This window comes from Brachybacterium subflavum (assembly GCF_009299795.1).
GTDB classification, from domain to species: domain Bacteria; phylum Actinomycetota; class Actinomycetes; order Actinomycetales; family Dermabacteraceae; genus Brachybacterium; species Brachybacterium subflavum.
The window spans coordinates 505,326-529,467 of record NZ_VIGP01000003.1; the positions used below are offsets into that span (position 1 = coordinate 505,326).

18 protein-coding genes and 1 tRNA gene are annotated in these 24,142 nt (G+C 73.2%); 2 read left to right on the forward strand and 17 right to left on the reverse strand.

Annotated elements, in window-relative coordinates; genetic code table 11:
• Positions 1-140: 140 nt before the first annotated feature.
• Positions 141-2,861 (reverse strand): DNA polymerase I, encoded by a 2,721-nt coding sequence (polA, locus tag FHG10_RS09370; RefSeq protein WP_152353038.1) that lies wholly within the window; start codon positions 2,859-2,861, stop codon positions 141-143.
• A gap of 59 nt (positions 2,862-2,920) precedes the next feature.
• Between polA and FHG10_RS09375 the strand changes: the two genes are divergently transcribed.
• On the forward strand, positions 2,921-3,376 hold the full coding sequence (locus tag FHG10_RS09375; protein WP_152353039.1) for a hotdog fold thioesterase: 456 nt from the start codon (positions 2,921-2,923) through the stop codon (positions 3,374-3,376).
• A gap of 41 nt (positions 3,377-3,417) precedes the next feature.
• Here the strand turns inward: FHG10_RS09375 and FHG10_RS09380 are convergent, their stop codons facing one another.
• Positions 3,418-4,773 (reverse strand): ABC transporter substrate-binding protein, encoded by a 1,356-nt coding sequence (locus FHG10_RS09380; RefSeq protein ID WP_152353040.1) that lies wholly within the window; start codon positions 4,771-4,773, stop codon positions 3,418-3,420.
• A 90-nt stretch (positions 4,774-4,863) separates the two neighbouring features.
• A complete protein-coding gene (locus FHG10_RS09385; protein WP_193636249.1) occupies positions 4,864-5,523 on the reverse strand; it encodes an ANTAR domain-containing response regulator in 660 nt (219 codons plus the stop codon).
• A gap of 201 nt (positions 5,524-5,724) precedes the next feature.
• Between FHG10_RS09385 and FHG10_RS09390 the strand changes: the two genes are divergently transcribed.
• Positions 5,725-5,807 (forward strand) — tRNA-Leu (locus FHG10_RS09390).
• A 104-nt stretch (positions 5,808-5,911) separates the two neighbouring features.
• Here FHG10_RS09390 and pyk read toward each other — a convergent pair.
• The 14 genes from pyk to coaBC form a co-directional block, all read right to left on the reverse strand.
• Positions 5,912-7,384, reverse strand: coding sequence for a pyruvate kinase (gene pyk, locus FHG10_RS09395; RefSeq protein WP_152353042.1), 1,473 nt, complete (start codon positions 7,382-7,384; stop codon positions 5,912-5,914).
• 206 nt (positions 7,385-7,590) lie between these two features.
• Complete coding sequence (locus FHG10_RS09400; RefSeq protein ID WP_152353043.1) at positions 7,591-9,069, reverse strand: glutamate synthase subunit beta; 1,479 nt, start codon at positions 9,067-9,069, stop codon at positions 7,591-7,593.
• Positions 9,062-13,630 (reverse strand): glutamate synthase large subunit, encoded by a 4,569-nt coding sequence (gltB, locus tag FHG10_RS09405; protein ID WP_152353044.1) that lies wholly within the window; start codon positions 13,628-13,630, stop codon positions 9,062-9,064. The genes FHG10_RS09400 and gltB overlap by 8 nt, the downstream gene beginning before the upstream one ends.
• 213 nt (positions 13,631-13,843) lie before the next feature.
• Positions 13,844-14,830: a prolipoprotein diacylglyceryl transferase gene (lgt, locus tag FHG10_RS09410; RefSeq protein ID WP_152353045.1), complete on the reverse strand. Its 987-nt coding sequence runs from the start codon at positions 14,828-14,830 to the stop codon at positions 13,844-13,846.
• The gene (trpA, locus tag FHG10_RS09415; RefSeq protein ID WP_152353046.1) at positions 14,827-15,735 is read right to left on the reverse strand and encodes a tryptophan synthase subunit alpha; all 909 of its coding nucleotides are present in this window, start codon (positions 15,733-15,735) and stop codon (positions 14,827-14,829) included. The genes lgt and trpA overlap by 4 nt, the downstream gene beginning before the upstream one ends.
• Positions 15,732-17,141 carry a tryptophan synthase subunit beta gene (gene trpB, locus FHG10_RS09420; protein WP_152353047.1) on the reverse strand — a complete coding sequence of 470 codons (1,410 nt, stop codon included), beginning with the start codon at positions 17,139-17,141 and terminating at the stop codon, positions 15,732-15,734. Before trpB ends, trpA begins: the two co-directional genes overlap by 4 nt.
• The gene (gene trpC / locus FHG10_RS09425) at positions 17,138-18,007 is read right to left on the reverse strand and encodes an indole-3-glycerol phosphate synthase TrpC (protein ID WP_152353048.1); all 870 of its coding nucleotides are present in this window, start codon (positions 18,005-18,007) and stop codon (positions 17,138-17,140) included. Before trpC ends, trpB begins: the two co-directional genes overlap by 4 nt.
• Positions 18,008-18,119: 112 nt before the next feature.
• Positions 18,120-18,548 (reverse strand): DUF2752 domain-containing protein, encoded by a 429-nt coding sequence (locus tag FHG10_RS09430; protein ID WP_152353049.1) that lies wholly within the window; start codon positions 18,546-18,548, stop codon positions 18,120-18,122.
• Positions 18,545-18,784, reverse strand: coding sequence for an HGxxPAAW family protein (locus FHG10_RS09435; protein WP_152353050.1), 240 nt, complete (start codon positions 18,782-18,784; stop codon positions 18,545-18,547). The genes FHG10_RS09430 and FHG10_RS09435 overlap by 4 nt, the downstream gene beginning before the upstream one ends.
• 33 nt (positions 18,785-18,817) lie before the next feature.
• Positions 18,818-19,471, reverse strand: a complete 654-nt coding sequence (locus tag FHG10_RS09440; protein WP_152353051.1) for a Trp biosynthesis-associated membrane protein — start codon at positions 19,469-19,471, stop codon at positions 18,818-18,820.
• Positions 19,468-21,135, reverse strand: coding sequence for an anthranilate synthase component I (locus FHG10_RS09445; protein ID WP_152353052.1), 1,668 nt, complete (start codon positions 21,133-21,135; stop codon positions 19,468-19,470). Before FHG10_RS09445 ends, FHG10_RS09440 begins: the two co-directional genes overlap by 4 nt.
• Positions 21,132-21,590: a phosphoribosyl-AMP cyclohydrolase gene (gene hisI, locus FHG10_RS09450; RefSeq protein WP_152353053.1), complete on the reverse strand. Its 459-nt coding sequence runs from the start codon at positions 21,588-21,590 to the stop codon at positions 21,132-21,134. The genes FHG10_RS09445 and hisI overlap by 4 nt, the downstream gene beginning before the upstream one ends.
• A complete protein-coding gene (metK, locus tag FHG10_RS09455) occupies positions 21,587-22,795 on the reverse strand; it encodes a methionine adenosyltransferase (protein ID WP_152353054.1) in 1,209 nt (402 codons plus the stop codon). Before metK ends, hisI begins: the two co-directional genes overlap by 4 nt.
• The gene (coaBC, locus tag FHG10_RS09460) at positions 22,792-24,096 is read right to left on the reverse strand and encodes a bifunctional phosphopantothenoylcysteine decarboxylase/phosphopantothenate--cysteine ligase CoaBC (RefSeq protein ID WP_152353055.1); all 1,305 of its coding nucleotides are present in this window, start codon (positions 24,094-24,096) and stop codon (positions 22,792-22,794) included. Before coaBC ends, metK begins: the two co-directional genes overlap by 4 nt.
• Positions 24,097-24,142: the final 46 nt, after the last annotated feature.

Consider the following 24,142-nt stretch of genomic DNA (forward strand, 5'->3'; position numbering starts at 1 on the left):
CTCGGGCGCGACCCGCGATCCGGGCCGACGGGAGTGGTCTGCGCGACGCCCGGCGGGTTCGCGACGAGCCGGATCGGGCCGGATCGAGACCGGCCCCGCCGGATCGAGCCGGATCGCGCCGGATCCAGCCGGGCGTCGGCTCAGTGCGCGGCGTCGAGCCAGGTGCGTCCGACGCCGACGCCGACCTCCAGGGGCACCGAGATCTCGTAGGCGTCGCCCATCCCGGTGACGACGAGGTCCCGCACCTGCTCGAGCTCGCCCGGGGCGATCTCGAGGACGAGCTCGTCGTGGACCTGGAGCAGGACCCGGCTGCGCAGCCCGGCCTCCTGCAGGTCCGCCGCGACGCGCAGCATGGCGAGCTTGATGATGTCTGCCGCGCTCCCCTGGATCGGGGAGTTCAGGGCGACGCGCTCGGCGTTCTCGCGCCGCTGGCGGTTGTCGCTGGTGAGATCCGGGAGGTAGCGCCGACGCCCCAGGATGGTCTCGGTGTACCCGGTGCTCCTCGCCTGCTCGACGCTCTCGCGCAGGAAGTCGCGCACGCCGCCGAAGCGCTCGAAGTACCCGTCGCGCAGACCGGTGGCCTCCGACTGGGAGATGTGCAGCTGGCGAGCGAGGCCGAAGGCGCTGAGCCCGTAGGCGAGCCCGTAGCTGACGGCCTTGGTCTTCGAGCGCATCGCCGCGCTCACGTCCTCGGGGGCGACGTCGAAGACGCGGGAGGCGACGAAGCGGTGCAGGTCCTCGCCCGAGCGGAAGGCCTCGATGAGGCCCTCGTCCTCGGAGAGGTGCGCCATGATCCGCATCTCGATCTGCGAGTAGTCGGCGGTGAGCAGCTGCTCGTATCCCTCGGAGACCACGAAGGCGCTGCGGATCCGCCGCCCCTCCTCGGTGCGCATGGGGATGTTCTGCAGGTTCGGGTTGTTCGAGGAGAGCCGGCCGGTCGCGGCGATGTTCTGGTGGAAGGTCGTGTGGATGCGGCCGTCCTCGGCGATGAACCGCCGCAGGGTCTCGATGATCTGCCGCATCTTGGTGACGTCGCGGTGGGCGAGCAGATGCGCGAGGAAGGGGTGCTGGGTCTTCTCGAAGAGGTCCGTGAGGGTCTCGGCGTTGGTGCTGTAGCCCGTCTTCGTGCGGCGGCCCTTGGGCATGCCCAGCTTCTCGTAGAGGACCTCCTGGAGCTGCTTGGGCGAGCCCAGGTTGATGCGCTCCCCGTCGATCTCGGAGAACGCGGCCTCGGCGACCTCGGTCTGCCGGCGCTCGTGTTCGGCGTCGAGATCCGCGAGCACCTCGTCCTCGACCTGGATGCCCACGGCCTCCATCTCCCCGAGGACGGTCGCGAGCGGCAGCTCGAGATCGTCGTGGAGGGCGCTCGCCTCATGCTCCTCGAGGTCCTTGCGCAGCAGCGGGACGAGCCGGCGCACGGCGTCGGCCGCGCGGGCGAGGCTCTCGTCCGCGGCGCCGTCGTCCCCCTCGAGGTCGAGGGTCTGCTGGGGCGCTGCCTGCTCGGCCTCGAGCTCCTCCTGCAGGTGCCGCATGACCAGGCCCGCGAGGTCCGTCGGCCGCTGGTCGGGCCGGCACAGGAACTCGGCGAGGGAGAGATCGGTGCCCCAGCCCTCGACGTCGAGCCCGCGGGCGGACAGCTCGTGCACGGCGAGCTTCGCGTCGTGCGCGTCCTTGCGGATCGAGGGGTCGGAGAGCCAGGCCGCGAGGGCCTGCTCGCCGTCCGCGTCGAGCCGCTCGAGATCGATGACGGCCAGATCGGACTCGGTCGACAGGGCGAGGCGGCGGGCCTCCCCCAGCCCGAGCTCCCAGGTGCCGTCGATCCCGAGGGCCGCACCGCCCGCGAACGGCCCGCCGAGCGCCGCCGCGAGCTCCGTCCCCTCGGGGCGGGTGATCTCGGGCAGCTCGGCCGCCTGCTCGTCGGTCGTCGGGGCGGCCCCGTCCTCCCCCTCGGGGAGGAAGACGGCGGGGAGGTCGCGGCGGATGGTCGCTCCGAAGGCGAGGTCGTCGAAGACCGCGTGGACGGCGGCGCGGTCGCCGCGGCCCAGCGTGTAGGCCACCTCGTCGTCCGGCAGCTCGAGATCGGTGACGGCGGCGTTCATCACCCGGTTGCGGCGCACATCCTCGACGTGGTCGCGCAGGGACTGGCCGGCCTTGCCCGTGATGTCCTCCGCGTGCTCCAGGAGGCTCTCGAGGTCGCCGTACTTCCCGATCCACTTGGCGGCGGTCTTGGGGCCGACGCCGGGCACGCCCGGGAGGTTGTCGGCGCTCTCGCCCACGAGCGCCGCGAGGTCCGGATAGTGCTCGGGGGCGACCTGGTACTTCTCCTCGACGGCGGCGGGGTCCATGCGCCGCATCTCGGTGACGCCCTTGACGGGCTGGAGCAGGGTGACCCCGGGGCCGACGAGCTGGATCGCGTCGCGATCGCTGGAGACGATCAGCGCCTCCTGCGTGCGACTGCGCATGCGGGTCGCGAGGGTCGCGATGATGTCGTCGGCCTCGAAGTCGGGCACCTCGAGCCAGGTCACGCCGAGGGCGTCGAGCGTCTTCTGGATCAGAGCGATCTGCCCGATGAACTGCGCGGGGGTCTCGTCGCGACCGGCCTTGTACTGGTCGTAGATGCGATCGCGGAAGGTGCCGCCGGCCATGTCGAAGGCGACGGCGACATGGGTGGGCCGCTCGGAGGCGACCACGTTGAACAGCATCCGCGCGAAGCCGTAGACGGCGTTCGTGGACTGGCCGCGTCCGTCGGTGAAGCCGTCCGCGGGCAGCGCGAAGAAGGCGCGGAACGCCATCGCGTGGCCGTCGATGAGGAGGAGGCGGACGGGGGCCTGGTCGCTGCCGGGATGCTCGCTCGAGGTCATGGGTCAAGTCTCGCACGGGGCGCCCCCGGACGCGCGCGGCGCTGTGGCACTCTGGCTCCATGACCTCCACGGATCCCCACGAGACACCCGCCGCCGATCAGTCCGCCGCCGCGCTCGCCGCGGGGGCGCTGCGCGGCACGCTCAGCGAGAGCATGGGCATGCGCTGCGTGCGTCTGGGGCCCGAGGGCGGGGAGATGACGATGCCCGTCGAGGGAAACCTGCAGCCCGCCGGTCTCCTCCACGGCGGCGCGACGATCGCCCTGGCCGAGACCATCGGCTCGATGGCCGCGCTGCTGCAGGCGCGCGCCGTCCACGGCGACGATGCTCTGGCGGTGGGCACCTCGATCTCCGCCACGCATCACCGCTCGGGACGCAGCGGGGTCGTCACCGCGCACTGCCGGGCACAGCACCTGGGTCGGCAGGTCGCCTCGTACCTCGTCGAGGTCGTCGACGAGCAGGAGCGCCTGCTGTCCACGATCCAGGTCTCGACCATGCTCCTGCCGCCCCGGGGCTGAGCTCCGACGGCGGGCCCGGCCCCGTCTGCTCGGATCCTCGCCTACCCGGAGAGGTCGAAGGTCGCGGGGTCGGGCGCGGAGATCGCGCCGTCCTCGTCGAAGGTGAAGGTGCGCAGCGCGCCGGACACGGGGTCGCCGTCCTTGCCGAGGGCGAGATCTCCGGTCGCGAGCGCATAGGCGATCGAGGCGGTCTCGTCGTACTGCAGGCTCGAGCGCAGCTGGTCGACGCACTCGCCGACGTCGGCGCACTCCGTCTTCCCGACGAGCAGATCCGGGATGGCGCCGGCGATCGTCGTCCCCTCCAGGGAGAGCGCCTGCTCGGCTGCGAGGCAGAGGAGCGCCACCGCGTCGTAGGACTGCGTGGCCGCACCCATGGCGGGCGGGCCGAGCTCGACCAGGTCCGAGTCGGCGTTGAGCATCATCAGGCGGAAGGTCTCGGACACCGCTCCCCCGGCCTGGATCGCCTGGGCGCCCTTCAGCGTCTCCTGCGGCAGATGCTCGCCGGCGTGATCGCGAGCACCGAGGCCGGGGAGCCGCACGGCGATGTCGAAGCGGGGCCGGCCGTCGTCGTCGGCGAGCTCGTCGTGGAGGGCGCCCAGCAGGGTCCCGGTCTCCTCGCCGCCCGTCAGCACCAGCATCGCGGGCTTCGCCTTCGCGATCCTCTTCGCCCATGCCTTCGCGTCCCCGAGCTTCCCGAAGGGGTAGGTCTCCTCGAGCACGAGCTTCGCGCCGTGGGGCCGCCCCTGGGTGGTGAGCTGGTCACGGAGGTTCTCCGACGCCTCGTCCTCCGTGCCGAGGAAGGCGATCGTCCCCGGTGCGCCGCCCTTCTGGGGATGGAGGCCCACGGACTCCTCCACGAGGTGGCGCGCGATCGCCTCCTGCGTCGGCGCCAGCCGGGTCAGCAGACCGGACCCGGCGGCGCCCGAGCGCACGCGCGTGGAGGTGGAGGTCGGCGAGACGAGCGCCATCCCGGTGTCGGCGATCGCCTCGAGGTGCTCGACGAGCTGGGCGTCGTCCACCGAGAGGACGAGGGCGGAGGCCCTGTCCGCGGCGAGCTCCTCGGCGATCGCACCGAGGTCGTCGTCGGCGGATTCGACGATGCGCGGCTCGAGCAGCTCGACCTCACGCCCGAAGACGCCGCCGTCGTAGTTGATCTCGCGCATGGCCTGACTGATCGCGGCGATGACCTGCGGATGCGCCTGGCCGACGGGGCCGGCGGTGGTGAGGATCGCGCCGATGCGCAGGGGCTCGTCCGGCACGGACTCCGAGAGCTCGCCCGCGGCGGGCGTCGTCGGGTCGTCCCGCCCCAGGGGTCCGATCCTGCAGCCCGCGAGCGCGCTGGTGCCGAGGGCGCCGGCGACGAGCGAGCGCGCGAGAGCGCGCCGGGAGATGCTCATGCGGCGGCCTCTCTCGCGACTCGGGCTGCGGGGTCGTGGGCGAGCGGAGGGTCCACGGTCCGCCGCGGACGGCGGGCCGTGGGGTCCTCGTCAGTCCTTTCCGCGCCCGCCGAGCTGATCGACGACCGCGTCGGCCACCTCGCGCATGGTCAGACGACGGTCCATGGACGTCTTCTGGATCCAGCGGAAGGCCTCGGGCTCGCTCAGTCCCATGTTGGTCTGCAGGAGGCCCTTCGCGCGGTCCACGCGCTTGCGGGTCTCGAAGCGCTCGCCGAGGTCCTCGATCTCGTTCTCGAGCTCGACGATCTGGGCGTGGCGGGAGATCGCGATCTCGATCGCCGGCAGCAGATCGGCCGCGGTGAAGGGCTTGACGACGTACGCCATGGCGCCCGCGTCGCGGGCCCGCTCGACGAGCTCGCCCTGCGAGAAGGCGGTGAGCATGACGACCGGCGCGAGGCTGTCCTCGCCGATCTTCTCGGCGGCGGTGACGCCGTCGGCCTTGGGCATCTTCACGTCGAGCACGACGATGTCGGGGCGCAGCTCGCGGGTCTTCTCGACGGCGCTCACACCGTCGCCCACGGCGGCGACGACGTCGAAGCCGGCCTCGGTGAGGGTCTCGACGATGTCCATCCGGATCAGGCTCTCGTCCTCCGCGACGACGGCGGTGCGACGGCCCTTCGCAGGGGCCTCCTCCTCGGGAGCCTTGGCATCGAGATCGAGGGGGACCTCGTCGGGGGTGACATCGTTCATGGGGTACGCGCTCACTTCCTGTGGCTCGCTCCGGTGCTGGCCGGGGCGCTGATGCATGAGGTCGCGACGCCCGCTCGGCGCGCGTCGCACACGCGTTATCCTAGACCAGCTGTCCCGCGAGGGCCCGTCGTGAGCGATCACGCGGGTCCGCACGGCGAGCAGGGTCACGGGAGCTCCCGCACCCCTCTCCCCCGCGGACGCGCCGGGTTGGCGGAATGGTAGACGCGGCGCACTCAAAATGCGCTGTCCGCAAGGGCGTGCGGGTTCGAGTCCCGCACCCGGTACACGAGGACGCACGAAGGGCCCCGCCCCGGATCCGATGCTCGGATCCGGAACGGGGCCCTTCGTGCAGCGCGACGGATGCGCCTCCGGGGCTCCGGGCAGGGGCTCAGGACTCCTGGGTGCCGGCGGCGATGCGGTCGGCCTCGATCCGCGCGGACTCGGTGCCGTCGAGGTCGCCGATGCGGTGCACGCGCAGGGTGTTCGTCGAGCCGTGGACACCGGGGGGCGAACCGGCGGCGACGATCACCAGGTCGTTCTTCTGCAGGCCCTTGTGCTCGCGCAGCAGCTCGTCGACGACGAGGACCATCTCGTCCGTGTTCTTCTGCATCGGCACGAGGTGCGCCTCGATGCCCCACGAGAGCGCGAGCTGGTGACGCACGTGCTCGTACGGGGTGAGGGCGAGCAGGGGGATCGACGGGCGCAGGCGCGCGAGGCGGCGCGCGGTGTCCCCCGACTCGGTGAAGGTCACCAGGTACTGGGCGGAGAGCTGGCCGCCGATCTCCGCCGCCGCGCGGGTGATGGCGCCGCCGCGGGTGTGCGGGATGGTGCCCAGCGGGAGGATGCGGTCCGCACCGTTCTCCTCCGTGTTGGTGACGATGCGCGCCATGGTGCGCACGGCCTCGAAGGGGTACTTGCCCACGCTGGTCTCGCCCGAGAGCATGACCGCGTCGGCGCCGTCGAGGATGGCGTTGGCGCAGTCGGAGGCCTCGGCGCGGGTGGGGCGCGGGCTCTCGATCATCGACTCGAGCACCTGGGTGGCCACGATGACGGGCTTGGCGTTGCGGCGGGCCAGCTCGATCGCGCGCTTCTGCACGAGCGGGACCTGCTCGAGAGGCAGCTCGACGCCGAGGTCGCCGCGGGCGACCATGATGCCGTCGAAGGCGCCGACGATCGCGCGCAGGGCGCGCACGGCCTGGGGCTTCTCGATCTTGGCGATGACCGGGACGCGGCGCCCCTCCTCCTGCATGATCCGCAGGACGTCGTCCATGTCGTGCGCGTCGCGCACGAAGGACAGGGCGATCAGATCGGCGCCGAGGTTCAGACCCCAGCGCAGGTCGTCGATGTCCTTCTCGCTCATGGCGGGAACCGAGACCGCGACACCGGGCAGATTGATGCCCTTGTGGTTCGAGACGGGCCCGGGGACCTCGACGACGGTGCGCACCTCGGTGTCGGACACGTCGGTCACGCGCACCGACACCTTGCCGTCGTCGATCAGGAGCACGTCGCCGGGACGGCAGTCGCCGGGCAGGCCCTTGAAGGTCGTGGAGACGCGCTCCTTGGTGCCCTCGACGTCCTCGGTGGTGATGGTGAACTCGTCGCCCACCTCGAGACGATGAGGGCCGTCCGCGAAGTTCCCGAGCCGGATCTTGGGTCCCTGGAGGTCGACGAGGACCGCGACGTTGCGCCCCAGGTCATCGGCCGCGCGGCGGATGTTCGCGTAGACCTTCTCGTGGTCGTCGTGGGTGCCGTGGCTCAGGTTCATCCTGGCCACGTTCATCCCGGCGTCGATCAGCGTGCGGATCTGCTCATACGAGCTCGTCGCCGGGCCCAGTGTGCAGACGATCTTGGCTTTTCGCATGTCAACCCATCTATCGGAGGTAAGTGGGGGCGCGCATCCCCGTCGCAGCGGGGTGCATCCGGGCAACGCGCTGCCACGGGTCGCACCGCTGTGATCCGTCGCCGTCCAGTGTACTGTCCGCGCGGCGGAGTCGGGCGGTGCGACCGGCCAGCGGTCGGAGCGTGGACGAACGACCCGGCTGAGCGCGACCGCCGACCGCCTCCGGGTCAGACGGACAGGGCCCGGGCGTGGGGCTCGACCGGCTGCGGGAGGGCCGTGGATCCCATCAGGTGGGCGTCGACGGCGGCCGCGCACGAGCGCCCCTCGGCGATCGCCCAGACGATGAGGCTCTGCCCGCGGGCGCAGTCGCCCGCGGTGAACACGCCCTCGGCGCTCGTGCGCCAGGACTCGTCGTGCACGATGCTGCCGCGCTCGTCGAGGGCGACGTCGGCCTCCTCGAGCGCGCCCTCGCGGCGCGGCCCGGTGAAGCCCATCGCGATCAGCACGAGCTGGGCGGGCAGCACCTTCTCGGTGCCCGGCGTGGGGACGCGGCGGCCGTCCTCGACGCTCGTGCGCGCCACCCGGATGCCGGTGACCGCGCCGTCCTCGCCGACCTCGAAGCCGGTCGTCGAGGCGAGGTAGCTGCGCTCGCCCCCCTCCTCGTGGGAGCCGGTGACCTCGAAGAGCACGGGATGCGTGGGCCAGGGATGGGCCTCGTCGCGCTCGGTGGGCGGCTGGTAGCCGATCGCGAGCGTGGTGACGGAGCGGGCGCCCTGGCGCAGGGCGGTGCCCAGGCAGTCGGCGCCGGTGTCGCCGCCGCCGATGACGATGACGTCCTTGCCCTCGGCGCTGATCTGGTCGGCGACCTCGTCGCCCTCGACCCGGCGGTTCGCCTGGGTGAGGTACTCCATGGCGGGGTGGATGCCGGCGGCCTCGCGCCCGGGAACGGGCAGCTCGCGCGGGATCTGCGAACCGGTCGCGAGCACCACGGCGTCGAAGCGGCGGCGCAGCTGCTCCATGCTGATCGCGCCCTCGCCGTCGCCGCCCACGTCCACTCCGGTGCGGAAGCGGGTGCCCTCGGCGCGCATCTGCTCGAGACGGCGGTCCACGTGGCGCTTCTCGAGCTTGAACTCGGGGATGCCGTAGCGCAGCAGTCCGCCGATGCGGTCGTCGCGCTCGAGGACGACCACGGAGTGGCCGGCGCGCGTGAGCTGCTGGGCGGCGGCGAGCCCCGCGGGCCCGGAGCCGACGACGGCGACCGAGCGGCCGGTCTGGCGCTCGGGCTCCTGGGGCGTCACCCAGCCCTCGTCGAAGGCGCGATCGATGATCGAGACCTCGATGTTCTTGATGGTCACGGGCGGCTGGTTGATGCCGAGCACGCAGCTGGACTCGCAGGGGGCGGGGCAGGCGCGTCCGGTGAACTCGGGGAAGTTGTTGGTCGCGTGCAGGCGCTCGGAGGCGTCCCGCCAGTCCTCGCGGTAGACCAGCTCGTTCCACTCGGGGATCAGGTTGCCCAGCGGGCAGCCCTGATGGCAGAAGGCGATGCCGCAGTCCATGCAGCGGCCCGCCTGGCGGGAGACGACGCCGAGTCGTCCCTGCTCGCGGGACTCGTAGACCTCGCGCCAGTCCATGAGGCGCAGGGGCACGGGACGACGCGTGGGCAGCTCGCGGTCGCGGGTCTTCAGGAAGCCGCGGGGATCAGCCATGGGAACCCTCCAGGATCTCGTTCCACACCTCGTGGGAATCGGGGTCGATGCCGGCCTCCTGGGCGCGGTCTCGGATCTCGGTGACGCGCAGGAACGCGCGGGGGGCGATCTCGACGAGGCGCGAGATCAGGTCGTCCTCGTCCGCCAGCAGCGCGTGGGCCCGGTCGGAGCCGGTGCGCCGGGCGTGCTCGCGCACGGCCTCGAGCACGAACTCGCGGTGGTCCTCGCGCACGGGCGTGGTCTCGAAGGTCGCGGCGTCGGCGGGGTTGAGGTCGCTCTCGTCGAGGTCGAGGACGAACAGGGTGCCGCCGCTCATGCCGGCGCCGAGGTTCCTGCCGGTCGCACCGAGGATGACCACGGCGCCGCCGGTCATGTACTCCGCGCCGTGGTCGCCGATGCCCTCGACGACCATCGTCGCGCCGGAGTTGCGCACGCCGAAGCGCTCCCCCGCGGCGCCGGCGAGGAACAGCTTGCCGCTGGTGGCGCCGTAGCCGCAGGTGTTGCCGGCGATGGTCGCGGAGGTCAGGGACGACGGGGTGCCCTCGCCGTGGCCGATCGCGACCACGCCGCCGGAGAGGCCCTTGGCGACGTAGTCGTTGGCGTCGCCCGTGAGCTCCATCGTGATCCCGCGCGGCAGGAAGGCGCCGAGCGACTGGCCGCCGGTGCCCTCGAGCTCGAGGCGGATGGTGTCCTCGGGCAGCCCCTCGGCACGGTGGCGCCGGGTGACCTCGTGGCCCAGCCGGGTGCCGACGGTGCGCTGGACGTTGCGGACGCGATCGCGGATGACGACGGCCTCCCCGCGCTCGAGCGCGGGCTCGGCGGCGGCGATCCAGGGGACGTCGGCCGCCTTCTCCAGGGAGTGGTCCTGACCGCGCATGCGGCGCACGTGGTCGCCCGCGAAGACCTCGGGGGCGGCGAGCACCGGCGCGAGGTCGAGGCCCTGCTGCTTGAAGTGGCGGCGGGCGTCCTCGACGTCGAGCAGGTCGATGCGGCCGACGGCCTCGTCGAGCGAGCGCAGTCCGAGGGAGGCGAGGTGCTCGCGGACCTGCTCGGCGATGTACTCGAAGAAGGTGACCACGAAGTCGGCCTGGCCGGTGAAGCGGGCGCGCAGCTCGGGGTTCTGGGTGGCCACGCCCACGGGGCAGGTGTCCAGGTGGCACACGCGCATCATGATGCAGCCGGAGACCACGAGCGGGGCGGTCGCGAAGCCGAACTCCTCGGCGCCCAGGAGCGCGCCGATGATGACGTCGCGCCCGGTCTTCATCTGCCCGTCGACCTGCACGGTGATGCGGTCCCGCAGGCCGTTGAGCAGCAGGGTCTGCTGGGTCTCGGCGAGGCCGAGCTCCCAGGGGGTGCCCGCGTGCTTGAGGGAGTTCAGGGGGCTCGCGCCGGTCCCGCCGTCGTGCCCGGAGACCAGGACGACGTCGGCGTGGGCCTTGGAGACGCCCGCGGCGACCGTGCCCACGCCGAAGCGGGACACGAGCTTCACGTGCACGCGGGCCGCGGGGTTCGCGGACTTCGCGTCGTGGATGAGCTGGGCGAGGTCCTCGATCGAGTAGATGTCGTGGTGCGGCGGCGGGGAGATGAGGCCGATGCCGGGCGTGGAGTGCCGGGTGCGGGCGATCCACGGGTAGACCTTCTCCGGCGGGAGCTGGCCGCCCTCGCCGGGCTTCGCACCCTGCGCCATCTTGATCTGGATGTCACGCGCGAAGGTCAGGTACTCGCTGGTCACGCCGAAGCGGCCCGAGGCGATCTGCTTGATGGCGCTGTTGCGCTCGGGATCGTGGAGGCGGTCGGGCTCCTCGCCGCCCTCCCCCGAGTTCGACATGCCGCCCAGGCGGTTCATGGCGATCGCGAGGGTCTCGTGGGCCTCCCGGGAGATCGAGCCGTAGCTCATCGCTCCGGTCATGAACCGCTTCACGATCGAGGAGACCGGCTCGACCTCCTCCAGCGGCACCGGGGAGGCCTCGTCCGTGCGCAGGCGCATGAGGCCCCGCAGGGTCATCAGCTGCGTGGACTGGTCGTCGACGAGCTCGGTGTAGCGGCGGAACTCCTCGTACTGCCGCGAGCGCGTGGAGTGCTGGAGCCGGAACACCGTCTCGGGGGTGAACAGGTGCGGCGGTCCCTCGCGGCGCCACTGGTACTCGCCGCCGACGTCGAGGCGGCGGTGGGCGTTGCGCAGGCCGTCGCGCGGGTAGGCGAGGGCGTGGCGGGAGGCGTTCTCCTCGGCGATGACGTCGAGCCCGATGCCGTCGATGCGGCTGGTGGTGCCCGGGAAGAACCGCTCGACGAGCTCGCGCGAGAGGCCCACGGCCTCGAAGAGCTGGCTGCCGCGGTAGGACGCGACGGTCGAGATGCCCATCTTCGACATGATCTTCAGGACGCCCTTGGCGAGGGCCTGCAGGAGGTTCGCGACCGCCTGCTCGCCGCTGATGTCGCCGACCACCCCGCGGCTGACGAGGTCCTCGGCGCTCTCCATGGCGAGATAGGGGTTCACGGCGCTCGCGCCGTAGGCGATGAGCAGCGCGACGTGGTGGACCTCGCGCACGTCTCCCGCCTCGACCAGGAGGGCGGCGCGGGTGCGTCGGCCGGTGCGGATGAGGTGGTGCTGGACGGCGCTCGTGAGCAGCAGCGAGGGGACCGGGGCGAGCTCGGCGTTGGAGTCGCGGTCCGAGAGCACGAGGAAGGTCGCGCCGTCGTCGATCGCGCGCACCGCCTCCTCGCAGATCTCCTGGATGCGCTCCTCGAGGGCGGAGGCTCCCCCGCTCACGCGGTAGAGGCCGCGCAGGCGGGTGGTGTGGAAGTCCGCGGTCCCGGGATCGGAGTCGATGGTGAGGATCCGGGCGAGCTGCTCGTTGTCGATGACGGGCGCGGGCAGGGACAGCTGCCGCGCGTGCAGCGCGGTCGCGTCCAGCAGGTTGCGCGACTCGCCGATCGCGACGCCCAGGCTGGTGACCACGGCTTCGCGGATCGAGTCGAGCGGCGGGTTCGTGACCTGCGCGAACTGCTGGGTGAAGTAGTCGAAGAGCAGGCGCGGGCGGTCGGAGAGTACGGCCGTGGGCGTATCGGTGCCCATCGCCCCGATGGGCTCGGCGCCCTTGGCCGCCATCGGGCCGAGCAGGATGCGCAGCTCCTCCTCGGAGTAGCCGAAGGTCTGCTGGCGGCGCACCACGGAGGAGCGCGAGTGCCAAATGGGCTCGCGCTGCGGGAGATCGGCGATGTCGACCTTCTGCTCGGCCAGCCAGCGTCGCCAGGGCCTGCTCGCGACGACCTCGTCCTTGACCTCGTGGGAGGTGAGCACACGGCCGCCGACCAGGTCGACGGCGAACATCTCGCCGGGGGCGACGCGACCCTTGCGGGCGACGTGCTCGGGCTCCATCTCGATCATGCCGGCCTCGGAGCCGAGGACCACCAGCCCCTCGTCGCTCACCCAGTAGCGCAGGGGCCGCAGGCCGTTGCGGTCGAGCTTCGCGCCAACAATGTCGCCGTCGGTGAAGACGAGCGCGGCGGGCCCGTCCCAGGGCTCCTGGAGCATCGCGTGGAACTCGTAGAAAGCCCGCAGGTCGGGGTCCATCGAGGTGTCGTTCTCCCAGGGCTCCGGGACCAGCATCATCATCGCGTGGGGCACGGAGCGGCCCGCGAGGTTCAGCAGCTCGAGGGCCTCGTCGAGGCTCGCGGAGTCCGAGGCGCCGGCCGAGTTCACGGGCAGCAGGCGGCCCAGGTCCTCGCCGAACAGAGGCGAGGCCAGGCGCCCCTCCGCCGCGCGCAGGCGGTTGCGGTTGCCGACCACGGTGTTGATCTCGCCGTTGTGGGCGAGCATCCGGAAGGGGTGCGCGAGCGGCCAGGCGGGGAAGGTGTTGGTCGAGAAGCGCGAGTGGACGATCGCGACGCTCGACTCGAGGCGCGGATCGCGCAGGTCGGGGTAGAACTCGCCGAGCTGCGTGGTGGTGAGCATGCCCTTGTAGACGAGGGTGCGCGTGGACAGGCTCGCGAAGTAGGCGCCCGTGGAGTGCTCGACACGGCGGCGCACGGCGAAGGAGGCGCGCTCGAGGGCGAGCCCCGTGCGCTCGTGCGCGGCGTCCTCGAGGATCACCTGTGCGAAGTGCGGCTGCGCGGCGCGGGCGCTGGGGCCGACGAGGCCGTCGACCACGGGCACGTCGCGCCAGAAGATCACGCGCAGGCCCTCGTCCTCGGCGATGCGCTCGACGCGCTCCACCTCGAGGGCGCGCGCATCGGGATCCTGGGCGAGGAAGGCCTGGCCGACGGCGAAGGTGCCCGGCGAAGGCAGCTCCGCCCCGGCCTCGGCCGCCACGTCGGAGAGGAAGCGGTGGGGCACCTGCAGGAGGATCCCGGCGCCGTCGCCCGTGGTCTCCTCGGCGCCCACGGCGCCGCGGTGGTCGAGGTTCTCGAGCGCCGTGAGCGCGTGCTCGATGATGTCGTGACCGGGGGTGCGGCGCGTGGTGGCGATCATGGCGACGCCGCACGCGTCGTGCTCGTCCTCGGGGCTGTACAGGCCGGTGGCCGGGGGCTGCGCGGAGAACCGCGAACGCAGGGGGATCATGGGCGTTCCTTCCGGGGCCGGTGCTGTGGACCGTGGCCCGCAGAGGGGCCGTGACGGGGGTCCCGGAGGGCAGGGGGCCGCCCGGGGCCCCGATTGCCGTCGGGACAGCGTACTGCCTGCGTCCGTCGTGCGGAATCTCAGCAGTCGCATGGTGAGACGCCCGTCCGCCGGTCGTGCGTCCGCGCCGGGCGTGCGCCCTCGCGGGGTGCCGGGTCAGCCGCGGCGTCTGCGGCGGCCGCGGCGCGCGTCGGGGGCGACGGTCGGGTCCGCACGGTCTGCGCCCTCAGCGGCCGACGGCCCCTCAGGGGCCGACGCGTCCGCGGAGGCCGACGGCCCCGCCGGCGACGCGACGGGCAGGGTCCACGAGCCGTCGGCCGCGAGGACCTCTCCCCCGCGCCGCCGCCTGCGCCCGGTGAGCACTACGAGCACGACGACCGCGACCACCAGGACCACGAGGGCCAGCACCGTGTGGATGCGCAGCGGTCCGATCATCGCGACGGGCTCGGTGCGCATGGCGTCGATCCAGGCGCGGCCGGCCGAGTAGATCGCGGCGTAGAGCCAGAACACGCGGCCCCCGCCCACCTGCAGGCGCTTCGCGACCGCGAGCAGCACGACCACGCCGACGAGGTTCCACAGCAGCTCGTAGAGGAACGTCGGGTGGTAGGTGCCGGGCACGCAGCCGGGGATGGTGCCGCCGTTCTGGACGCAGGAGATGTCCAGTCCCCACGGCAGGGTCGTCGGCGGGCCGTAGAGCTCCTGGTTGAACCAGTTGCCCAGACGGCCGATCGCCTGGGCAACCATGAGGGTCGGCGCGATCGTGTCCGCGAGCGCCACGAAGGAGATGCCCTTGCGGCGGGCCATGAACCACACGGCCACGGCCCCGCCGGCGACGGCGCCGTAGATCGCGAGGCCGCCCTGCCAGATCTTGAGGATGTCCAGGAGGTTCCCGTCGGCCCCGAAGTAGGGGGCGGGCGAGGAGAGCACGTGCCAGATGCGCGCGCCGATGATGCCGGCGACGACGGCGGCGAACACGATGTCGAACATGTCCTCGCCCCTGCCGCCGCGCACCTCCCAGCGCTTGGTGGCCCACCAGAGGGCGACGCCGATGCCGGCGAGGATGCACAGGGCGTAGAAGTGGATCTCCAGCGGGCCCAGGTGGATCGCGGAGATCGTGGGGCTGGGGATGTCGGCGAGGATCATGCGCGCGCTCCGCTCCGGGCGCTCTCGACGCCCTCGCGCAGCTCCCGCGCCTTCGCCGCGAGCCGCGGCATGGGCACAGCGGCATCATGGGAGGGATCCTCCCCGGGGTCCGCTCCGTCGGCTCCCGCCGCGTCGGCTCCCGCCGCGGCGGCTCCCGCCGCGGCGAGATCCTCCATGAGCGCCTTGACGAAGGCCGAGCCGACAATGACGCCGTCGGCGTATGCACCGACCTCCGCCGCCTGGGTCCCGGTGGAGACGCCCAGGCCGACGCAGACGTTGCGGGCGCCCGCGGCGCGGGTGCGCTCGACGAGCCCCCGGGTGGCCTCGCCGACGGAGTCGCGGGTGCCGGTCACGCCCATGGTCGAGGCGGCGTACACGAAGCCGGAGGCATGGGAGACGACGTGCGAGAGGCGTTCGCGCGGGGAGCTCGGGGCCACGAGGAAGACGCGGTCCAGCCCCTCCTCCTCGCTCGCGGCGAGCCAGTCCCCTGCCTCGTCGGGGATGAGGTCGGGGGTGATGAGCCCGGCGCCGCCCGCGGCGCCGAGGCGATGCGCGAAGGAGGCGACGCCCTGCGCGAGGACGGGGTTCCAGTAGGTCATCACGAGGACGGCGGCGCCGCTCCCTCGCAGCGCCTCGACGGCCTCGAGGACGTGGTGGGTGCGGGTGCCGCCGGCCAGCGCCGCGGTCGCGGCCTGCTGGATGACGGGCCCGTCCATCACGGGGTCGGAGTAGGGCAGGCCCAGCTCGAGCACGTCCACGCCGTTGTCCACCAGGGTGCGCGCCGCCTGGATGCAGAGCTCCTGATCGGGGAAGCCGACGGGCAGGTAGCCGACGAGGGCGGGGCGGCCCTCCTCGCGCGTGCGCTCGAGGACGTCTCCGGCCCGCAGCCGCGCTGTGGTGCTCATCGGTTCTCCTCCTCGGTGAGGGGCGTCGCCGCAGCGGCCCCGGCGGGGGCCGTCGGGTCGGCGGCGCGGTCGGTGGGCAGGGTGCTGCGGGCGAGGTCGCGCAGGGCGGCCAGGTCACCGCGCGCGCCGGCGGCGCCCTCGGACCCGTCGGACCCGTCGGACCCGTCGGACCCGTCGGACGGATCGTCCAGGAGTCCGAACCAGCGGGAGGCGGTGTCCACGTCCTTGTCTCCGCGCCCCGAGAGGCTCACCAGGAGGGTGGCGCCCTCGCCGAGCTCACGGCCCAGCGCGAGCGCCCCGGCCAGGGCGTGCGCGGACTCGAGCGCGGGCATGATGCCCTCGGTCATCGAGAGAAGGGCGAAGGCCTCCATGGCCGCGTCGTCGTCGATCGCGCGGTACTCGGCGCGGCCGATCTCGGCGAGCCAGGCGTGCTCGGGGCCCACGCTCGGATAGTCCAGGCCCGCGCTCACCGAGTGGGAGGGGATGGTCTGGCCGTCGCCGTCCTGCATGACGAAGCTCCGGGCGCCGTGGAGGACGCCCGGGCTGCCGCCGCCGATGGTCGCGCTGTGGCGGCCGGTGTCGACGCCGTCCCCACCGGCCTCGCAGCCGATCAGCCGGACGTCGGCGTCGTCGAGGAAGGCGTGGAAGATGCCCATCGCGTTGGAGCCGCCGCCCACGCAGGCGACGACGGCGTCGGGCAGGGTGCCCGTGCGCTCGAGGACCTGCTCGCGGGCCTCCTCGCCGATCACCCGGTGGAAGTCGCGGACCATCACGGGGAACGGGTGGGGGCCGGCCACGGTGCCCAGCAGGTAGTGGGTGGTCTCGACGTTCGTGACCCAGTCGCGGAAGGCCTCGTTGATCGCGTCCTTGAGGGTGCGCGAGCCGTGGGTCACGGGGACGACCTCGGCCCCCAGCAGGCGCATGCGGGCCACGTTCAGCGCCTGGCGCTCGGTGTCCTCCTCGCCCATGTAGATCGTGCAGTCCAGGCCGAAAAGGGCCGCGGCCGTGGCGGTCGCGACGCCGTGCTGGCCGGCGCCGGTCTCGGCGATCACTCGGGTCTTGCCCATGCGCCGGGTGAGCAGGGCCTGGCCCAGCACATTGTTGATCTTGTGGCTGCCGGTGTGGTTGAGGTCCTCGCGCTTGAGCAGCACGCGGGCGCCGCCGGCGAGGGCCGAGAACCGCGGCGCCTCGCTGAGCAGGGACGGGCGTCCCGTGTACTCGTGGGAGAGGCGCCGGAGCTCGGCGACGAAATCGGGGTCGACGATCGCCTTCTCGTAGGCCTCGCGGATCTCGTCGAGTGCGGGCACCAGCGCCTCGGGCAGGAAGCGCCCGCCGAAGTCGCCGAAGTAGGGGCCGGCCTCGCTGCGCAGCGGGGTGTCCGGGCGCGGGAACAGGCTCTGGCTCATGCGTCGCCTCCGGGGGTCGTGGTGCTGGTGCCGGTCGTGCCCGCACCGTCCCCGCCCAAGCGGGCGCGGCGGCGGACGGATCGGAACTCCTCGACGCTCCGGCGGGGGTCGGGTCCCGTCACGAGGGCCTCGCCCACGAGCACGGCGTCGGCTCCGGAGCGGGCGTAGGACTCGACGTCGGCCACCGAGGCGACCGCGGACTCCCCGATCGCGAGGACCCCTGCCGGGATGTCGCCGAGCAGCGCGGTCGCCCGGTCCAGGTGCACGTCGAGGGTGGTGAGGTCGCGGGCGTTCACGCCCACGATGGCGGGGTCCAGGGCGAGGGCGCGCTCGAGCTCCGCGGCGGTGTGGGTCTCCACGAGCGCCTGCATGCCGAGCTCGAGGGTGAGGTCGTGCAGATCCTTCAGGAGGGCGTCGTCGAGGGCTGCGACGATGAGCAGCACGAGGTCCGCCCCGTGGGCGCGGGCCTCGAGCACCTGGTAGTCCTCGACGGTGAAGTCCTTGCGCAGCACGGGGACGTCGACGGATTCGCGGACCGCGTCGAGGTCGGCGAGGCTGCCGCCGAAGCGCCGCTGCTCGGTGAGGACGCTGATCGCGCTCGCGCCGGCGTCCGCGTAGATGCGGGCGAGCGCGGCGGGATCGGCGATCTCGGCGAGGTCGCCCTTCGAGGGGCTGCGTCGCTTGACCTCGGCGATCAGGCCCAGCGTGCTGCCGTCGCCCTCCAGGCTCGCGCGGGCGTCGCGGGCGGGGGCGGTCTGCGCGGCGAGGCGCTCGAGGGCGGGGCGCGGGAGCTGCGCGCGGCGCGTCTCGAGGTCCTCGCGGACCCCCTCGATGATGCTGTCGAGGACGGTGCCTGTCGCTGTCACGGACCCTCCTGGTCCCGGCTCGTGGAGCCTGGTCTGCGCGGACGATGCGGATGCGGCGCCGACGGGCCGCGTGCCCGTTCGGCGCCGGTGCTGCGTGCCGGCCTCGCGGGGCTCAGGCCCCGGGGACCAGCGAGGGCGCGGAGAGGAACTCCAGGCCCGGGAGGTTGCGGGCGACCGTGAAGACGGCCACCAGGGCGACCAGCCCGAGGAGCGTGCCCTGGGGCGGATCGATGATGCGACCGCGCCCGCGGACGCGGTCGACGATCCAGCGCACGTAGAGGGCGAGCACGACGGGCATGGCCAGCACGATCAGCGCGTTGCTGTGCAGGGCCAGCAGCGGATCGCCCGCGAGCAGCGCGTGCACGGCGCGGGTGGCGCCGCAGCCCGGGCAGTCCAGGCCGGTGAGCGCGTGCAGGGGGCACAGCGGCACGTCCTGGGTGAAGGGGTCGAAGACCGCCTGCACCCCGATCGCCGCCGCAGCTGCGGCCGCCGCCAGGGCGAGCGGCAGCACCGCTCCCCGGGCGCCGGCCCGCTGGGTCACTGCGCCGAGGCCCGGGTGCGCTTCTGGCCGAAGCCCGCGAGGCGCAGGACGAAGCTCACGATCATCGTGATCACCACGACGGCCGCGCCGCCGATGATGATCGGCATGTCGCCGAGCACGATGCCGAGCGCCGCGACGATCGCCCCGAGGACGCAGCCGACGGTGTTCACCCAAGCGGCGACGGTGCTGCCCTCGTTGTGCGGGGGCGGCGGCGGGACGGCGTACGTGCGGGGCATGGGTGACCTCTCGTGTGCAGGGGGCGGATGGCCCTATTCTGCCACGCGCCCGGAGTCGCCCGGCGGCTCGGTCCGTGTGTCGTCGGACGGGTGATCGACCTCCGCGTCGGACGGATCCTCGCCGCGGCTCAGCGCGTCCCAGGCCGCCGCCGGGTCGTCGGACGGGTCGAGCCGGGCGGGCGCGACCTCGCGGGAGGCGTCGCGCTGGTAGCGGGAGCGGCGCCGGGGCCAGCGCCCGCCGACGGCCAGCACGAGCACGCCGACGACCACGAGCAGCACCGCCGGCACGAGGGCCACGAGCGGCCAGATGCTCGCCTCGGCGTCGATCGAGCCGCCGACCACTCCGGTGGCCTCGGCGACCGCGGAGGTCGAGGCGCCCACGGCATCGGCGCGCACGCTGATCGAGGAGACGGCGGCGCCGATGCCCACGAGCATCAGCACGGGCCCGGTGATGAAGCGCACCCAGCGCGAGGCGAGGGTCGTCGCGACCGCGGCGGCACCGCCCACGAGGGCGAGGGCGAGCACCGCGGGGGCGGCGTCCTGCCCGGTGACGTCGACGCTCTGCTTCGCGCCCGTGAAGCCGGCGGCGAGAGCCGTCGTCCAGGTCGCGCGGGTCATCCCCGCGAGCGCGAGGGACATGACGAGGGCGGCGAGCACGAGGCTGCGCCGGGTCAGCAGCGCCCTCATGCGTCGCGCACCGTCTGCGCGGAGGCGACCGCCCGCAGGGCGGCGGCGGCCTTGGTCTGGGACTCGCGGTGCTCCGCCACGGGATCGGAGTCGGCGACGATCCCGCCCCCGGACTGGACGTGCGCGGTGCCGTCCTTGATGACTGCGGTGCGGATCGCGATGGCCATGTCCATGTCCCCGGCGAAGTCGATGTACCCCACGGTGCCCCCGTAGACCCCGCGGCGCACCGGCTCGAGACGGTCGATGATCTGCATGGCGCGCGGCTTCGGCGCGCCGGAGAGGGTGCCGGCCGGGAACGTCGCGCGCAGGGCGTCGCAGGCGCTCGCGTCGGACCGCAGGGTGCCGGTGACGTCGCTCGAGATGTGCTGGATGTGGCTGAAGCGCTCGATGTGCATCAGGTCGCGCACGGTCACGCTGCCGGGCTCGCAGACCTTCTGCAGGTCGTTGCGGGCGAGGTCGACGAGCATGAGGTGCTCGCTGCGCTCCTTGGGGTCCGCCAGCAGCTCCTCCGCGAGGCGCGAATCCTCCTCGGGGGTCGCCCCGCGCGGCCGAGAGCCGGCGATCGGGTGCGTGCCGGCGGTGCGTCCGCGCACGGTGACGAGTGCCTCGGGGCTCGCGCCGACCACGTCGATGGGGGCGCCATCGCCGTCCACGGTCCGCAGCAGGTACATGTACGGGCTGGGGTTCATGCGCCGCAGCACCCGGTAGACGTCCAGCGGATCCGCGGCGGTGGGCAGGGAGAAGCGCTGCGAGGGCACGACCTGGAAGATCTCTCCGTCGACGATGTCGCGGACGGCCGCGCGCACGGACTCCTGGTACTCCAGCTCGGCCGTGCGGGCCTTCGGCTCGACCTCCCGGACCGTGTCGTAGACGGCGGGGCGGGCCGGCAGGGGGCGGTGCAGCGCGCCGCGCAGGGCGTCCAACCGCGCGAGGGCGTCGTCGTAGGCCTGGTCGACGCGCTCGTCGGTGCCGTCGAGGTTCAGGGCGTTGGCGACCAGCAGCACAGTGCCGTCGTGCGCATCGTGCACGGCGACGTCCTGGGCGAGCATCATCGAGAGGTCGGGGACGCCGATCTCGTCGGGCGGTGCGTCGGGCAGCTTCTCCCAGTGGCGCACGGCGTCGTAGGCGACGACGCCGACCAGTCCGCCGGTGAAGGGCGGCAGCTGCGGGAGGCGCGCGGACCGGAACGCGTCGGCGACGGAGGCGAGGGCCCGCATCGGGTCGCCGTCCTCGGGGACGCCCGCGGGCACGTCGCCGATCCAGTGGGCCTGGCCGCCCTTCTCGGTGAGGACGGCGCGGGCGCGGGCTCCGATGATCGACCAGCGGGAGGCCTCGCCCTCCCCCGCGCTCTCGAGCAGGAAGGTGCCGCGGGGGTCCTCCTGGTCGACGATGCGGCGGTACAGCGTGAGCGGGGTGTCCTCGTCGGCGAGGACCCGGAGGGTCACGGGGACGATCCGCTGCCGGGCGGCCAGCGCCCGGAAGGTCTCGCGATCGGGCTGGATCACCCCGAGGGCATCGCCCTCGATCCCGCCGACGAGCTCCGGGTAGGACGCTCCGGCGCTCGCGCCCTCTGGGGCGGGGGCGAGGTCCTCGGGAACCGCTGCCGGGTCCTCGGGGGCCGACGGACGGGTGCGATCCGGGCGCGGCTGATCGGTCGTGGTCATCCCTCGGTGTCCTCCTCGGGGCGGTTCTCGGTGGCGGTCCCGGCGCTGGGCGCGCTGGACGCGGCGGCCTCGGCAGCAGGGACGCGCTCGGCCGGCGCGAGCACCCGGACCGGGAGCTCTCCGCCCACGAAGCAGGTGTCGGTGCCGCGGTGGCAGGCCGGTCCGATCTGATCGACCTGGACGAGCAGCGTGTCGCCGTCGCAGTCGAGGGCGGCCGAGCGCACGTACTGCACGTTCCCGCTGGTGTCGCCCTTGCGCCAGTACTCCTGGCGCGAGCGGGACCAGAACGTCACGCGGCCCTCGGTCAGGGTGCGGCGCAGGGCCTCGTCGTCCATCCAGCCGACCATGAGGACGCGGCCGTCCCCGTGGTCCTGGATGACGGCGGGCACGAGGCCCGCGGCGTCGTGGGCGAGGCGCTGAGCGATCGCCGGGTCGAGCGCCGGGGCGTCGTTCACAGCGCCCTCGCGAGCTCGTCGGCCCGGTCCGTGCGCTCCCAGGTGAACTCGGGCAGCTCGCGGCCGAAGTGGCCGTGGGCCGAGGTCAGCGTGAAGATGGGGCGCAGCAGGTCCAGGGCGTCGATGATCGCGGCCGGACGCAGGTCGAAGACCTTCTCGATGGCGCGGGCGATCTGGTGGTCGGGCACGGTGCCGGTCCCGAAGGTCTCGACGTACAGGCCCACGGGCGCGGCCACGCCGATCGCGTAGGCGACCTGGACCTCGCAGCGCTGCGCGAGCCCTGCGGCGACGACGTTCTTGGCGACCCAGCGCATGGCGTAGGCGCCCGAGCGGTCGACCTTGCTGGGGTCCTTGCCGCTGAAGGCGCCGCCGCCGTGGCGGGCCATCCCGCCGTAGGTGTCGACGATGATCTTGCGACCCGTGAGGCCGGCGTCGCCCTTGGGGCCGCCGACGACGAAGCGGCCGGAGGGGTTGATGTGGAAGCGCGCCTCGGAGGTGTCCAGGCCGATGCCCTCGAGCTCGTCCAGGACGGGTGCGATGACGACCTGACGGATCCCGGGGTCGAGCTGCGCGGCGATGTCGACGTCCTCGTCGTGCTGGGTGGAGACCACGACCGCCTCGACGCTGCGGGCGACGTCGTGCTCGTCGTACCCGATGGTGACCTGGGTCTTCCCATCGGGTCGCAGGTAGGGCAGGACCCCGCTGCGGCGCGCCTCGGAGAGGTTCGAGGAGAGGCGATGGGCGGCATGGATCGGCAGCGGCATGAGGCTCGGCGTGTCCGAGCACGCGTAGCCGAACATGAGCCCCTGATCGCCCGCGCCGAGGTCGCCGAAGCGCTCGGCGGAGCCGCCGTCGCGCCGCTCCCAGGAGGTGTCGACGCCTGCGGCGATGTCGGGGCTCTGCGAGCCGATGGAGACCTCGATGCCGCAGCTGTCGGCGTCGAAGCCCTTCGCCGAGGAGTCGTAGCCGATCTCCCGGATGACGTCGCGCACGATCCGCTGGACATCGGTGTACCCCGACGTGCGCACCTCACCGGCGACGTGGACGAGCCCGGTGGTGACCATGGTCTCGACGGCGACGCGCGCGCCGGTGTCCTGGCCGAGCATGTCGTCGAGGATGGCGTCGGAGATCTGATCGCAGATCTTGTCGGGGTGCCCCTCGGTGACCGACTCGGAGGTGAAGCTGCGCAGGTCGTGCGATGTCATGGGGTCCAGCGTACGTTGCCCAGCCTGCTCGCGACCTGCGTGAGCACAGCGTGGGCGACGGCCGTCTTGGACCCCTCGGCGCGGGCCACCTCCGCGCCCTCGGCGTCCAGGATCTCGATCGCCGTGTCCTCGGCGCCGAAGACCCCGCGGCTGACGTCGTTGAACACCAGCAGATCGGCCTGCTTGCGGCGCGCCTTCTCCTGCGCGAGCTCGAGGGAGGTGCGACCCTCTCCCCCGGTCTCCGCGGCGAACCCGACGATGACATGCGGGTTCACGCGGGTTCCCGCGGGAGCTCCGGCCTCGCCGCGGCGCTGCCCGCGGTCCCTCACGCTCGCGGCGAGCACGTCCTCGGTGCGGCGCAGCGCGAGGACGGGGACGTCGTCCTCACCGGTCTTCTTGATCTTCTCCTCGGCCCGCTCGGCGGGGGTGAAATCTGCCACGGCGGCGGCCATCACGAGCGCATCGGCGCCCTCGCGCTCGGCGGCGACGGCCTCCGCGAGGTCGGCGGCGCTGGTGACGCCGATGCGGCGGGCGCCGGGCGGCGTCTCGAGGTCGACGTTCGCAGCGATCAGGGTGACCTCCGCGCCGCGCGCGAGGGCCGCGTGGGCGAGCGCGAAGCCCTGCTTGCCGGACGAGTGGTTGGCGAGGAAGCGGACGGGGTCGATCTCCTCGCGGGTGCCGCCGGCAGTGATCAGCACGCGCGCGCCGGCGAGGTCCTGGAGGGCGGCGCCGTGCTCGTCGCGCGGGGCGGTGAGCTGCGCGCGGGCGGCGTCGAGGATCGCCTCCGGCTCGGGAAGACGGCCGGGGCCGCTGTCGGGGCCGGTGAGCCGGCCGACGGCGGGCTCGAGAACCCGCACGCCGCGCTCGCGCAGCACCGCCACGTTCTCGCGGGTCGCCGGGTTCTCCCACATCTCGGTGTGCATGGCGGGCGCGAGGAGAGCCCGCGGGCCGGCCATCAGCAGGGTCGCGCTCAGCAGGTCGTCGGCCCGTCCGCCGCGGATCCGGGCCAGCAGGTCGGCCGTCGCGGGGACGACGAGGACGAGGTCGGCCTCCTGGCCGAGCCGCACGTGGGCGACCTCGTCGACGTCCTCGAAGACGCTCGTGGTGACCGGGTGGTGGCTGAGGGCCTCCCAGGTCGCGGCGCCCACGAACTCGAGGGAGGAGGCGGTGGGGACCACGCGGACGTCGGCCCCGGACGCGACAAGGCCGCGCACCACGTGCGCGGCCTTGTAGGCGGCGATGCCGCCGCTCACGCCCAGCAGGACGCGGGCTCCGCGGATCCCATCGGCGATCTGGGTCATCTCAGCAGGATCCTCGCGGTGCTCGGCGGATCTCGAGGGGACTCCC